Consider the following 12,364-nt stretch of genomic DNA (forward strand, 5'->3'; position numbering starts at 1 on the left):
GACGGGGTCTGATCCAGACCGGCTTCCCGTCGCGGGAGTTCGCGATGCGCCGGTCTGAGGTTCCTCACTCAAAATCCCTGGAGCACAAACCGTGACTAAATCCGATTCACCCGACGTATACGTCTCGACGCGCACTATCAGCACACCCGCGGGCGCCCCGCGGCCCGGCCAGCCGGTATGGAATCCACAACGCGGCTCGTCCATGCCGGTCAACCGCTACCGCCCCTTCGCCGAAGAAGTCGAGCCCATCCGGGTCGCCGACCGTACCTGGCCCGACCGCGTCATCGAGCACGCACCCCTGTGGTGCGCGGTTGACCTGCGCGACGGCAACCAGGCGCTGATTGACCCGATGAGCCCGGCCCGCAAGCGCCGCATGTTCGACCTGCTGGTCCGGATGGGCTACAAGGAGATCGAGGTCGGGTTTCCTTCGGCCAGCCAGACCGACTTCGACTTCGTCCGCGACATCATCACCGACGGCGCCATTCCCGACGACGTCACCATCCAGGTGCTCACCCAGTGCCGCCCCGAGCTGATCGAGCGCACCTTCGAGGCGTGCGAAGGCGCCGCGAACGTCATCGTGCACTTCTACAACTCGACCTCGATCCTGCAGCGCCGCGTGGTGTTCCGCGCCGACCGCGACGCCGTGCGGGCCATCGCGACCGAAGGTGCGCGCAAGTGCGTCGAGGAGGCGGCGAAATACCCGGGCACCCGGTGGCGGTTCGAGTACTCACCGGAGTCCTACACCGGGACCGAGCTGGAGTACGCCAAGCAGGTGTGCGACGCCGTCGGCGAGATCATCCAACCCACGCCGGACAACCCGATCATCTTCAACCTGCCTGCCACCGTGGAGATGGCAACGCCCAACGTCTACGCCGACTCGATCGAGTGGATGAGCCGCAATCTGGCCAACCGGGAGTCGGTCATCCTGAGCCTGCACCCGCATAACGACCGCGGAACTGCCGTTGCCGCAGCCGAATTGGGATATCAGGCCGGCGCCGACCGAATCGAGGGGTGCCTGTTCGGCAACGGCGAGCGCACCGGCAACGTCTGCCTGGTCACGCTGGGACTCAACCTGTTCTCCCGCGGCGTCGACCCGCAGATCGATTTCTCCAACATCGACGAGATCCGGCGAACGGTGGAGTACTGCAACCAGCTGCCGGTCCACGAACGCCACCCCTACGGCGGCGACCTGGTGTACACCGCGTTCTCCGGCAGCCACCAGGACGCCATCAACAAGGGCCTGGACGCGATGAAGTTCGATGCCGACGCGGCGGACACCGATGTGGACGACATGCTCTGGCAGGTGCCGTATCTGCCGATCGACCCCAAGGACGTCGGCCGCACCTACGAAGCGGTGATCCGGGTCAACTCGCAGTCCGGTAAGGGTGGAGTGGCCTACATCATGAAGGCCGACCACGGCCTGGCCCTCCCGCGCCGGCTGCAGATCGAGTTCTCGCAGGTCATTCAGACGATGGCCGACGGCGAGGGCGGTGAGGTATCGCCCAAGGAGATGTGGGAGGCGTTCTCCGAGGAGTACTTGGCCCCGGTGCGGCCGCTGGAACGGATCAAGCAGCGGGTTGACGCGTCCGACGAGGATTCCGGAAACACTACCATCTCGGCCACGGTCAAGATCGACGGGGTGGAAACCGAGATCAACGGTGCCGGCAACGGCCCCCTCGCGGCGTTCGTCCACGCGCTGGGCACCGTCGGATTCGACGTGGCCGTGCTCGATTACTCCGAGCACGCCATGAGCGCCGGTGACGATGCGCAGGCAGCTGCGTATGTAGAGGCATCGGTATCCGGCAAGACGGTGTGGGGCGTCGGCATCGCACCGTCGATCACCACAGCGTCGTTGCGGGCCGTGGTGTCGGCGGTCAACCGGGCGTCCCGTTAATTGTCGAAGTAGGTACGCAATAGGCGGTCCACCAACCCGGCCGGGTCCTCGTCCGGGTTGGGGATCGTGAGCTTGCTGAACATGTACCCGTTGAGCAGCCGGCTGAGCTCCTCCATCTGCTCCGCGGTTGGGTTGTATCCGGCCGCCTCGAAGATCAGCGTGGCGGACTTGACGGCGGCGGCCTGCAATTGCGCCAGAAACGGCTGCAATTCGGGCCGCCGCGTGCCCTCCATGAACAGCTCAAAACGAGCGAGAGTGTAGCGGCGCATCTGCTCGTCGGGCTCGGCCAGCATCCGCGTCATCAGCGCCTCGACGCCGTCACGGCTGAGTGAACCGACTGCGGTCCGCAGGAATTCCACTCGCTGCCAATGCAATTCGACGGTGCGCGCGGCGGTCGCCTCCAGAAGGGCTTGGCGGGTGCGGAAGTAGTTCGACGTGGTGCCCCCGGGCAGGTGCGCCAGATCGTCGACATGGCGATGCGTCAGACCCCCGACGCCTTCGTCGGCCAGGATGCCGATGGCGGTGTCGAGGATCTGAGTGCGACGTTCGGGGTTAGGGGGCATCAGGAATCTTTGTAGCGCAGCCGCCAGAACATCGTCAGGAACACGGGGTAGACCACGATCAGCAGCAAGTAGCTGAACCACATCGGGAACCAGGTGACGATCGACGTGTCCATCACGATGTAAGAGCAGTAGACGTGCAGCGGCACACTGCCCGCGATGTAGACGACCGACCCGGTGAACAGCGCCCGGTGCCGCTTGTTTGCGAACTGGAGGCGCCGCCATAGCAGGATTCCCGTGATGCCCGCGTAGGTCATCGGAACCAGCAGGATCCGGTCGTTGGTCACGTTCATCACGTGCTGCAGCGTGAGGGCGTCGCCGAAGATCACCCGGTAGACGTGCATGAGAACGCCCAACGAGATGGTCAGCATCGCGATCTCACGGAAGAAGTAGCCATGCCGACGGTACGAGCTCCATAGGGAGCGATTCTTGTGTTGGTGTACTACACCCGTAGTGGTTGTCATAGCGCTGACGGTACCACTACGACGTAGTGATACAAGGGGTCAACCGCGCCGTGCGCGGCTGAGAGCCGAGCGAGGCGGCCAGGCCCGCATGTGATTGCGAACGTGACTCATGGTGTTGCCGAGAAGTTGTACGTCCTGGTCGGAGAGCGAATCGAAGAGCAGTTCGCGGACGACCTCGATGTGCCCGGGCATGACCTGGGCCAGCCGGGCTCGACCCGCCTCGGTGATGTCAACGGTGGTGGCCCGCCGGTCGTGGGGGCTGGCATTGCGGGTGATCAGGCCTGCCTTCTCCAACAGTCCCGCCTGATGGGTCAGGCCGCTGCGGCTATAGACGACCTTGTCGGCGAGGTCGGTCATGGTGAGCTGCCCGTCGGCCTCGGCGAGTTGCGCCAGGATCTCGAACTGCACGTAGCTGAGGTCGCCGTCGGCTTGTAGCTGCTGGCGCACCGCGTACTGGAGCAGGCTGACCGCTTCGGTCAGGGCGAAGTACGTATGCATCTGAGCCGGCGTGAGGGCGTCGCTCATCTCGCCATCGTAATGCTTCGATTTCGAAGCACTGAGATCAGCGTCACACCTCATGGGGAAATGCTTCGAAATCGAAACAAGTTACACCTGGCGTAACTGCTTCGAATTCGAAGCAACAGACCATTGGAGGTAACCATGAAGGCAGTGCTGTACCACCGTTACGGCAGTAGCGACGTGCTCGAGTACACCGAGATCCAGCGACCGATACCGTCCCCCGGGCAGGTCCTCATCAAGGTGGCCGGAACGTCGTTCAACCCGGTCGACGCGGGCATCCGCGGCGGCTATCTGTCCGAGGTGTACACGATCGGCTTTCCGCACATCCCGGGGATCGACTTCGCGGGCACGGTCGCTGAGCTCGGTGACGGCGTGACGGGCTGGAGCGTCGGCGATGCGGTCGTGGCGTTGCTCCCGTTGGATGCTGACGGCGCCGCCGCCGAGTACGTGCTGGCGCCAGCGGAGGCGTTGGCGGCCGCGCCGCGCTCGATGCCGCTGGCCGATTCCGCGGCACTGCCGACGGTCGGGCTGACGGCATGGCAGGCATTATTCGAGCTCGCCGGATTGAAGGCGGGACAGCAGATCCTGATCAATGGTGCCGGCGGAGCGGTCGGCGGCTATGCGGTCCAACTCGGCAAGCAAGCCGGGGCGATCGTCACCGCAACCGCATCTGCCCGCAGCGCCGACCGGCTACGCAACTACGGCGCCGATCGGGTCATCGAGCACATCGACTACTCGCGGACACCGATTGCCGTCGCCGGGCAGCCGTTCGATGTGGTGCTCAACCTGGTGAGTACCAGCGCGGAGGAAACCGCTGCCCTGGTCGGCGTGGTCGCCGATGGCGGCATCCACGTGGGCACCATGGCGTCCGGGACGGAGGATTCGGTGCGGGGGGTGCGAGCGCAACGCGTCTTCGTCCGCAGCGATGCCGGGCAGCTTGCCGAGCTGGTCCGCCGCGTCGACGCGGGCGAGCTGCACATCGACGTGGCCGACCGTCGGCCGCTGGCTGAGGCCGCCACCGTGCACGATGCTTCCGACGCCGGTCGCCTACCCGGCAAGACGATTCTGTTGCCCTAGAACAGGGCGAGCTGGTCGTCGGCCGGGGATGCGTCGACGAATTCCTCCATGCTGGTGCCGCCGACCACGGATCCGACGTTGTCCATGAACTGCGCGTCGGAAACAACTGGAACACCGAGCCGCAGGGCGTGATAGCCCTTTCCCTGCTCGGGGGTCGTGTCGTTGCACACCACCAGGGAGGTCTCGCGGTCGACGTCGTCGCTGTAGGCCAGCCCGGCGTGCAGAATCCGTTCGACGAGTTCCTCGTGGGTGCGACCCACCTCGGCGGCCAGCGCGACCCGCATGCCCTGGACCAGTGGCCTGTCTCGGACGTAGGGGCCCGGGTTCAGGTAGGGACAGGGCATCCGGGCCGCCAACGTCTTCAGCGGCCGCAGCTCGTCATGGGTGACGCGGCCGTTGGGCCATCGGCTCCGGGTCACTGGATGCACCGGCAACCAGATGTCCCGGTCGCGTGCCCTTCCCAAGGCCGCGGCCAGGACCCCGGTCAGCACCATGGCGTCGTCGAACGCGTCGTGTGGCCGTTCCTGAGTGACACCCCAGTGCGCCGCGAGCGTCTCAAGCCGCAGGTTCTCCAGGCCGAGCTCGAGGCGACGAGCGAGCTCGACCGTGCACATGACGGTGTCGACGGGCAGCTCGGTGTCCACCATCTCCGCTTCAGCCGCCAGAAACGAGTAGTCGAACGCGACGTTGTGCGCCACCAGGGTCCGTCCCCGCAGCACCTCGATCACGTCGGCCGCGATGTCACCGAACTGGGGCTGATCTTCGAGCATCGCGGCCGTCAGCCCGTGCACGTGCGTGGGCCCGGGATCGACCCCTGGGTTGAGTAAGCTGACCACCGACTGCTCAACCCGGCCCCGGGAATCGAGCCCCAGCACGGCGATACTGATGATCCGGGCCTGACCCGGGCGGAAGCCCGAGGTCTCGACATCGATGACGGCCCATCCCCCGTCCGGCTCTCGTGCAGGCCGGCCCCAGGACATCCGGTTCATGGCTTGAGGATGGCACGGCGAACCGACATCTCTGGTTCGCTGGCGCATCGTGTCGGCCTCTAAAGGCTCTGAGGGCGACCCGCTGCACCCGGCGCAGAGCGCCGCGTTTGCGATCGCCCTTAAACTCTCCGGGTGATCACCGCCCGCGCTCGTCTGGCTCTCGCCGCTGGAGCGAGCGCGCGCTGGGCATCCCGAGTCACCGGACGTGGTGCCGGCGCCATGATCGGCGGACTGGTCGCGATGACGCTGGACCGCTCGGTGTTGCGCCAGCTCGGGGTGGGCCGGCGCACGGTCATCGTCACCGGGACCAACGGCAAATCGACGACGACCCGGATGACCGCCGCCGCGCTGGGCACCATCGGCGCGGTGGCCACCAACGCCGAAGGCGCCAACATGGACGCCGGCCTGGTGGCCGCGCTGGCCGCCGACCGGCGGGCGGAGCTCGCTGCCCTCGAGGTCGACGAGATGCATGTGCCGCACGTCTCCGACGCCGTGGAACCGGCCGCGATCGTGCTGCTCAACCTGTCCCGCGACCAGCTGGATCGGGTCGGAGAGATCAACGTCATCGAACGAACCCTGCGCGGCGGTCTGGAGCGCCACCCCAACGCGGTGATCGTCGCCAACTGTGACGACGTGCTGATGACCTCGGCCGCCTACGACAGCCCGAATGTGGTCTGGGTGGCCGCCGGTGGATCCTGGGCGAACGACTCGGTCAGCTGTCCACGCAGCGGTGAGGTGATCGTCCGTGAGCAGCAGCACTGGTATTCAACCGGCGTCGACTTCAAGCGGCCCAGCCCCCAGTGGTGGTTCGACGACACCACCCTGTACGGCCCCGACGGCCTGGCGTTACCGATGCGCCTGGCCCTGCCCGGCGCGGTGAACCGCGGCAACGCCGCCCAGGCGGTGGCAGCCGCCGTCGCGCTCGGCGCCGACCCGGCCAAGGCCGTCGCGGCGGTATCGGCGGTCGACGAGGTCGCCGGGCGGTACCGAACCATCCGGCTGGGCGACCATGGGGTGCGGATCCTGCTGGCCAAGAACCCGGCCGGCTGGCAGGAGGCGTTGTCGATGGTCGACAAGCACGCCGACGGCGTGGTGATCGCGGTCAACGGGCAGATTCCCGACGGGGAGGATCTGTCCTGGTTGTGGGACGTACGCTTCGAGCATCTCGCCAGTGAGCCCCGTGCGTCACGGGGTGAATCAGGCGAGGAACAGCAGCGCGAAAAAACCCGCGTCGTGGCCGCCGGTGAGCGCGGCACCGACCTGGCGGTTCGGTTGGGCTACGCCGGCGTCGAGCACACCCTGGTGCACGACACCGTTGCGGCCATCGAGTCGTGCCCGCCCGGGCGGGTGGAGGTTGTCGCCAACTACACCGCCTTTCTGCAGCTGAACCGGAGGTTGGCGCGCCATGGCTGACTCGACGGTGCGGATCGGGCTGGTGCTGCCCGACGTGATGGGCACCTACGGCGACGGCGGCAACGCGGTGGTGTTGCGCCAACGGCTGCTGCTGCGCGATATTCCCGCCGAGATCGTGGAGATAACGCTGGCCGATCCGGTGCCGGACTCGCTGGACCTGTACACGCTCGGCGGCGCGGAGGACTATGCCCAACGCTTGGCGACGCGGCACCTCATCCGGTACCCGGGCCTGCAGCGCGCGGCCGAACGCGGGGCGCCGGTGCTGGCGATCTGCGCGGCGGTGCAGGTGCTCGGGCACTGGTATGAAACGTCGTCGGGAGAACGAGTCGACGGGGTGGGCATGCTCGATGCCACCACCTCGCCCCAGGAGACGAGGACCATCGGCGAGCTGGTGTCCAAGCCACTGCTGCAAGGACTCTCCCAGCGGTTGACCGGGTTCGAAAACCACCGCGGCGGCACCGTGCTGGGCCCGGCCGCTTCGCCGTTGGCCGCCGTCAGCAAGGGCGCCGGGAACCGGGCCGGTGACGGCTTCGATGGCGCCGTGCAGGGCAATGTGGTGGCGACCTACATGCACGGCCCGTGTTTGGCACGCAACCCAGAGCTTGCCGACCTGCTGCTCGGCAAGGTGGTGGGCGAGCTGGCGCCCCTAGAGCTGCCCGAGGTGGACTTGCTGCGCCGCGAACGACTGGCGGCGCGCTGAGGTGCGGACCCAACAGGCGAGGTTCAGCGCGCAATTCGTGGCGGGTGCCGCGGCGCTCGCCACGGCGGCGGTCATCGCGTCGCCGACGCCGGCGCACGCCGAGCCGGAAGTCTTGATCGGCCGATACAGCGTGCAATACGCGGGCAGCGACAAACCGACCGCCTGGCTCTTCGTCCCCTGCGGGTCGGACTGCACACGAGCGACCTCACAAGACGGCGGGACGTTCGTCATCAGCTGGGAGTTTCAACTCGCCAATGGGCGATGGACGCACAACGGCACGACCCAGGTGCCGTGCCCTAACGGCGCATCGACCCCGGCGACCGTCCACTACAGCTTCGATGCGGTGACGCTGGCCGGCGAAGGTGAAACGGCGACGTCGGGGTGTGGCGGCGAACCGGGCGACACCTTCACCCGACGATTCCAGTTGAGCAAGGCGTAAGAAACGTCAGACCATCGCGCGGCGGCCGGTGAGCGCGCGACCCAGGGTCAACTCGTCGGCGAACTCCAAGTCACCGCCCATCGGCAGCCCCGACGCGATCCGCGTCACCGTGAGGCCGGGGATGTCGCGCAGCATCCGCACCAGATAGGTGGCGGTCGCCTCGCCTTCGGTGTTGGGGTCGGTGGCGATGATCACCTCGGTGATGTCGACGTCGTCGACCCGCTGACCGATCCGGGTCAACAGCTCCCGGATCCGCAGCTGTTCGGGACCGATCCCGGACAGCGGGTCCAGCGCCCCGCCCAGCACGTGATAGCGGCCCCGGAATTCGCGGGTGCGCTCCACGGCCTGGATGTCCTTCGGTTCCTCGACGACGCACACCTGCGATCCGTCCCGGCGCGGGTCGGCGCAGATCCGGCAGCGCTCCTCGTCGGAGACGTTGCCGCAGACGGCGCAGAAGCGCACGCCGTCGCGGACTTTGCCCAACACAGCCGTCAACCGGTCGATGTCCGGCGGCTCGACGGACAACAAGTGGAAGGCGATGCGCTGGGCGCTCTTGGGCCCGATGCCTGGCAGCTTGCCGAGCTCGTCGATCAGGTCCTGAACCGGTCCTTCGAACATGTTGGTGGGATCAGACCCCCGGCACGCCGGGTGCGGGCGGCGCGGCCGGCGGGGCCGGCGGGCGCAGGCCACCGGCCAACGCACCCAGCCGCTCCTGCGCCATTTTGGTGACCTGCTGGGACGCGTCGCGCATCGCGCCGACGATCAAATCTTGCAGGGTGTCGATGTCACTGGGGTCGACGACCTTCGGGTCGATCGTCACCCCCACGACCTCGCCGCTGCCTTTGACGGTGACCTTGACCAGTCCCCCACCGGCTTCACCGTGCACCTCGGAGTTCGCCAGCTGCTGCTGCGCCTCGAGTAGTTTCTGCTGCATCTGCTGCGCCTGAGCCAGCAGCTGCGACATATCGCCTCCGGGTTGCATGACAGTCCCCTCGCATCTTGGTCTCGAGTTGGTTTCGCCTGCGCTTGTCGGGCGATTTGAAACATTCAGCGTAGTCCGCGCGGCGATACCTTGGCGCAGTGGACGTACGAGTCAGCCTGCGTGTCGGCATCGCCATGATCATCGGAACACTTGCAGCCGCCGCAGTGCCCGTCAGGCCGCTGATGCCCGCCGCAACCGCGGCGCCCGGCAGTCTGGCCGGAATGATCGTGTTCATCGATCCCGGCCACAACGGGGTCAACGACGCTTCCATCGGACGCCAGGTCCCCACCGGACGAGGCGGCACCAAGGACTGTCAGGCCAGCGGCACGTCAACCAACAGCGGATACTCCGAACACACCTTCACCTGGGACACCGCGCTGCGGCTGCGGGCCGCCCTCAACGCCCTGGGCGTGCGGACCGCGATGTCGCGCAGCAACGACAACGCGCTCGGGCCGTGCGTCGACGAACGCGCCAACATGGCAAACGCGCTGCACCCGAACGCGATCGTCAGCCTGCACGGCGACGGCGGCCCCGCATCCGGGCGGGGATTCCATGTCAACTACTCGTCCCCGCCACTCAACGCGGCCCAGGCCGGGCCGTCCGTGCAGTTCGCCCGCGTCATGCGCGACCAGTTGCAGGCGTCCGGCATCCCGCCGGCGAACTACATCGGCCAGGGCGGCCTCTACGGACGCTCGGACCTGGCCGGCCTGAACCTCGCCCAGTATCCGTCCGTGCTGGTTGAACTGGGCAACATGAAGAATCCCGCGGATTCGGCGTCGATGGAGTCCGCGGAGGGCCGGCAGAAGTACGCCGACGCGCTGGTCCGCGGCGTCGCGGGGTTCTTAGCCACCCAGGGCCAGGCGCGCTAGGCGGACTGGCCTTCCAGCTCGTTCTTCAGGTTGGTCAGCACCTCGTTCTGAATCTTCTTCAGTCCCAGCGGCGCGAACGTCTTCTCGAAGAATCCCTTGACGCCGCCGGCACCGGTCCAGGTCGTCGTCAGGGTGACGCTGGATCCGGGGCCGGCCGGCGCCACCGTCCAGTTGATGACCATCGACGAGTTCGCGTCCTTCTCGATGACCGTGTGCCCGGCGACGTCCACGTTGACCTGCACGTTGCGCACACGCGACTCGGTCGCCTGCAGCCGCCACTTGGCCACCGTGCCCTGACCCTGACCGCCTTCGAGCACTTCGTACTCGCTGTATTGCGGGGAAAGGATCTTCGGACGGACGTTGCGGTAGTCGGCCACCGCGTCGAGCACTGCGTTCGGCTCAGCGTTGATCAAGACGGTGCTGGCTGCCTTCACCTGTCCCATCAGGTGCAACTCCTCTGCTCATGACCGTGCCACCGCACGGTCGGCTGTCGGGGACCACGATATAGGTGCGCTGTACGGCTACCCGTCGATACGACGGGCCCCCAGTTCGTTCTGCAGCAGCTCGAGAGCGACCTCCTCCGGGTCCCGCCGGGGTTCCGACGGATCCGTGCGGCCGGCCTCGGCGAGCATGCTTTCCTCTTCGTCGCGCTGCGCCGAAACATGCTGTGTCACAGGTTCTTCCACCTTTGGTGGAGCGACACTGAGATCCGCGGCGACCGGCGGACCGGTTTCGCAACGGACTCGCCAGTTCACCCCCAGCGCGTCCTTGAGCGCCTCGACGATGACGTCGGCGTTGCGCTGTTCGGACAGCCGCTTGGCCAGGGGCGCGGCTTCGTGGGTCAACACCAGCGTGTTGTCCTCGACGGCAAGGACCGTGGCGCCGGACAACATGACGGCGGTGGTGCGGCTGCGCTCCCGGACCTTGTCGCGCACCGTCGGCCACATGCTGCGCACCGCGGCGGCGTTGAGTTCACCCGGCGCGGCGGGAGCCGGCGGCGCGGGGGGAGCCGGTGGCGCGGCCGCAGGCGGCGGCGGGGACGGTGCTTGCGGCGGGGGCTGCGGTGGCGGCGTCGCGGGCTTCGGCGGCGCCGCCGAGGCCGGCTCGGCCTTGGGCTCTTCCGGCCGCGGTGCGGGCCGGGTGAACGGCGGACGAGCCGGCGCGCTGGGCGCGGGCGCGTCCGCGGCCGGTATCGAGATGGCCAGCCGGGTTTCGATGCGCTCGACGCGTTGCAGCAACGCCGATTCGGCGTCGGAGGCCGACGGCAACAGCAGTCGGGCGCAGACCACTTCGAGCAGCAAGCGCGGCGCCGTGGCGCCACGCATCTCCCCGAGGCCCGCTTGGACCACTTCGGCGTATCGGGTCAGGGTCGCCGGACCGATTCGGGCTGCTTGATCCCGCATGCGGTCCAGGATGTCCTCCGGGGCATCCACCACCCCGCGGGACACCGCGTCCGGGACCGCCTGCATGAGGATGAGGTCGCGGAACCGTTCCAGCAGATCGGTGGCGAAGCGCCGGGGGTCGTGCCCGGCGTCGATCACCGATTCGACGGCGCCGAACAACGCCGCCGCGTCACCGGCGGCCAGGGCGTCGACGGCGTCGTCGATGAGCGCGACGTCGGTGGCGCCCAGCAGCCCCAGCGCCCGCTGATAGCCGACCCGGCCGCCGTCGGATCCGGCCACCAGCTGATCCAGCACCGAGAGCGTGTCGCGTGGCGAGCCGCCGCCGGCCCGGATGACCAGCGGATACACCGCCTCGTCGACGACGACGCCCTCCTGCTCACAGATCCGGGAGATCAACGCCCGCATGGTGCGGGGCGGGAGCAGCCGGAACGGATAGTGATGGGTGCGCGACCGGATGGTGGGCAGCACCTTCTCCGGCTCGGTGGTCGCGAAGATGAAGATGAGGTGCTCGGGTGGTTCCTCGACGATCTTGAGCAGCGCATTGAATCCTGCCGTGGTCACCATGTGCGCCTCGTCGACGATGAACACCCGGTAGCGCGACTGAGCCGGCGCGTAGAAGGCGCGGTCGCGCAGTTCGCGGGTGTCGTCAACGCCGCCGTGGCTGGCCGCGTCGAGCTCGACCACATCGATGCTGCCCGGCGCGTTGGGGGCCAGCGCCTGGCAGGAATCGCAAACTCCACACGGGGTGGCGGTGGGACCCTGCGCGCAGTTCAGCGATCGCGCGAGAATGCGCGCGGACGAGGTCTTTCCGCAGCCGCGTGGCCCGGAGAACAGGTATGCGTGGTTGATCCGGCCCGCTTGCAGGGCGACGGAGAGCGGCTCGGTGACGTGCTCCTGCCCCACCACTTCGGCGAAGGATGCCGGTCGGTACTTGCGGTAGAGGGCCACGGTGAGCAGGCTACCGACGCCCGGTGACGATGCCGACCCCAGAGGGTCGGCTGAGGAGGCGGGCAATCAACCGACGCCCGGTGACGATGCCGACCCCAGAGGCGCAG

At 67.7% G+C, this 12,364-nt stretch carries 14 protein-coding genes; 6 read left to right on the forward strand and 8 right to left on the reverse strand.

The window, feature by feature from the left end; all coding sequences use genetic code 11:
• Positions 1-91 precede the first annotated feature (91 nt).
• Complete coding sequence (leuA, locus tag A5645_RS00175) at positions 92-1,894, forward strand: 2-isopropylmalate synthase (RefSeq protein ID WP_065128078.1); 1,803 nt, start codon at positions 92-94, stop codon at positions 1,892-1,894.
• Here the strand turns inward: leuA and A5645_RS00180 are convergent.
• The 3 genes from A5645_RS00180 to A5645_RS00190 are packed head-to-tail and all read right to left on the reverse strand — an operon-like array spanning position 1,891 to position 3,443.
• Positions 1,891-2,457: a TetR/AcrR family transcriptional regulator gene (locus tag A5645_RS00180; RefSeq protein WP_065033948.1), complete on the reverse strand. Its 567-nt coding sequence runs from the start codon at positions 2,455-2,457 to the stop codon at positions 1,891-1,893. The genes leuA and A5645_RS00180 overlap by 4 nt on opposite strands.
• Positions 2,457-2,918: a hypothetical protein gene (locus tag A5645_RS00185; RefSeq protein WP_065128079.1), complete on the reverse strand. Its 462-nt coding sequence runs from the start codon at positions 2,916-2,918 to the stop codon at positions 2,457-2,459. The genes A5645_RS00180 and A5645_RS00185 overlap by 1 nt, the downstream gene beginning before the upstream one ends.
• A gap of 39 nt (positions 2,919-2,957) precedes the next feature.
• Positions 2,958-3,443 carry a MarR family winged helix-turn-helix transcriptional regulator gene (locus A5645_RS00190; RefSeq protein ID WP_065128080.1) on the reverse strand — a complete coding sequence of 162 codons (486 nt, stop codon included), beginning with the start codon at positions 3,441-3,443 and terminating at the stop codon, positions 2,958-2,960.
• A 135-nt stretch (positions 3,444-3,578) separates the two neighbouring features.
• On the opposite strand from A5645_RS00190, the gene A5645_RS00195 reads away from it, so the two are divergent.
• A complete protein-coding gene (locus A5645_RS00195; RefSeq protein ID WP_065128081.1) occupies positions 3,579-4,514 on the forward strand; it encodes an NADP-dependent oxidoreductase in 936 nt (311 codons plus the stop codon).
• Here the strand turns inward: A5645_RS00195 and A5645_RS00200 are convergent.
• Entirely contained in the window at positions 4,511-5,503 is a 993-nt protein-coding gene (locus A5645_RS00200; RefSeq protein WP_436405452.1) for a DEDDh family exonuclease, read from the reverse strand. The genes A5645_RS00195 and A5645_RS00200 overlap by 4 nt on opposite strands.
• A 132-nt stretch (positions 5,504-5,635) precedes the next feature.
• Between A5645_RS00200 and A5645_RS00205 the strand changes: the two genes are divergently transcribed.
• Genes A5645_RS00205 through A5645_RS00215 form a run of 3 tightly spaced genes read left to right on the forward strand, consistent with a single transcriptional unit; the run spans position 5,636 to position 8,055 of the window.
• Entirely contained in the window at positions 5,636-6,916 is a 1,281-nt protein-coding gene (locus A5645_RS00205) for a Mur ligase family protein (RefSeq protein ID WP_065128082.1), read from the forward strand.
• Positions 6,909-7,616: a type 1 glutamine amidotransferase gene (locus A5645_RS00210; protein ID WP_065033953.1), complete on the forward strand. Its 708-nt coding sequence runs from the start codon at positions 6,909-6,911 to the stop codon at positions 7,614-7,616. Before A5645_RS00205 ends, A5645_RS00210 begins: the two co-directional genes overlap by 8 nt.
• A 1-nt stretch (position 7,617) precedes the next feature.
• Positions 7,618-8,055 carry a hypothetical protein gene (locus A5645_RS00215; protein WP_253866815.1) on the forward strand — a complete coding sequence of 146 codons (438 nt, stop codon included), beginning with the start codon at positions 7,618-7,620 and terminating at the stop codon, positions 8,053-8,055.
• A 6-nt stretch (positions 8,056-8,061) separates the two neighbouring features.
• On the opposite strand, the gene recR is transcribed toward A5645_RS00215, so the two are convergent.
• Positions 8,062-8,673: a recombination mediator RecR gene (recR, locus tag A5645_RS00220; RefSeq protein ID WP_065033954.1), complete on the reverse strand. Its 612-nt coding sequence runs from the start codon at positions 8,671-8,673 to the stop codon at positions 8,062-8,064.
• Between the two features lie 10 nt (positions 8,674-8,683).
• Positions 8,684-9,037, reverse strand: a complete 354-nt coding sequence (locus A5645_RS00225; protein WP_080697095.1) for a YbaB/EbfC family nucleoid-associated protein — start codon at positions 9,035-9,037, stop codon at positions 8,684-8,686.
• Between the two features lie 98 nt (positions 9,038-9,135).
• On the opposite strand from A5645_RS00225, the gene A5645_RS00230 reads away from it, so the two are divergent.
• On the forward strand, positions 9,136-9,906 hold the full coding sequence (locus A5645_RS00230) for an Rv3717 family N-acetylmuramoyl-L-alanine amidase (protein ID WP_216638283.1): 771 nt from the start codon (positions 9,136-9,138) through the stop codon (positions 9,904-9,906).
• Here the strand turns inward: A5645_RS00230 and A5645_RS00235 are convergent.
• Both A5645_RS00235 and A5645_RS00240 read right to left on the reverse strand, forming a co-directional pair.
• Positions 9,903-10,349 (reverse strand): SRPBCC family protein, encoded by a 447-nt coding sequence (locus A5645_RS00235; protein WP_065128083.1) that lies wholly within the window; start codon positions 10,347-10,349, stop codon positions 9,903-9,905. The genes A5645_RS00230 and A5645_RS00235 overlap by 4 nt on opposite strands.
• Before the next feature lie 78 nt (positions 10,350-10,427).
• Positions 10,428-12,257 carry a DNA polymerase III subunits gamma/tau gene (locus A5645_RS00240; RefSeq protein WP_065128084.1) on the reverse strand — a complete coding sequence of 610 codons (1,830 nt, stop codon included), beginning with the start codon at positions 12,255-12,257 and terminating at the stop codon, positions 10,428-10,430.
• Positions 12,258-12,364 lie beyond the last annotated feature (107 nt).

The organism is Mycobacterium asiaticum (genome assembly GCF_001673635.1).
In the GTDB taxonomy this organism is placed as follows: domain Bacteria; phylum Actinomycetota; class Actinomycetes; order Mycobacteriales; family Mycobacteriaceae; genus Mycobacterium; species Mycobacterium asiaticum_C.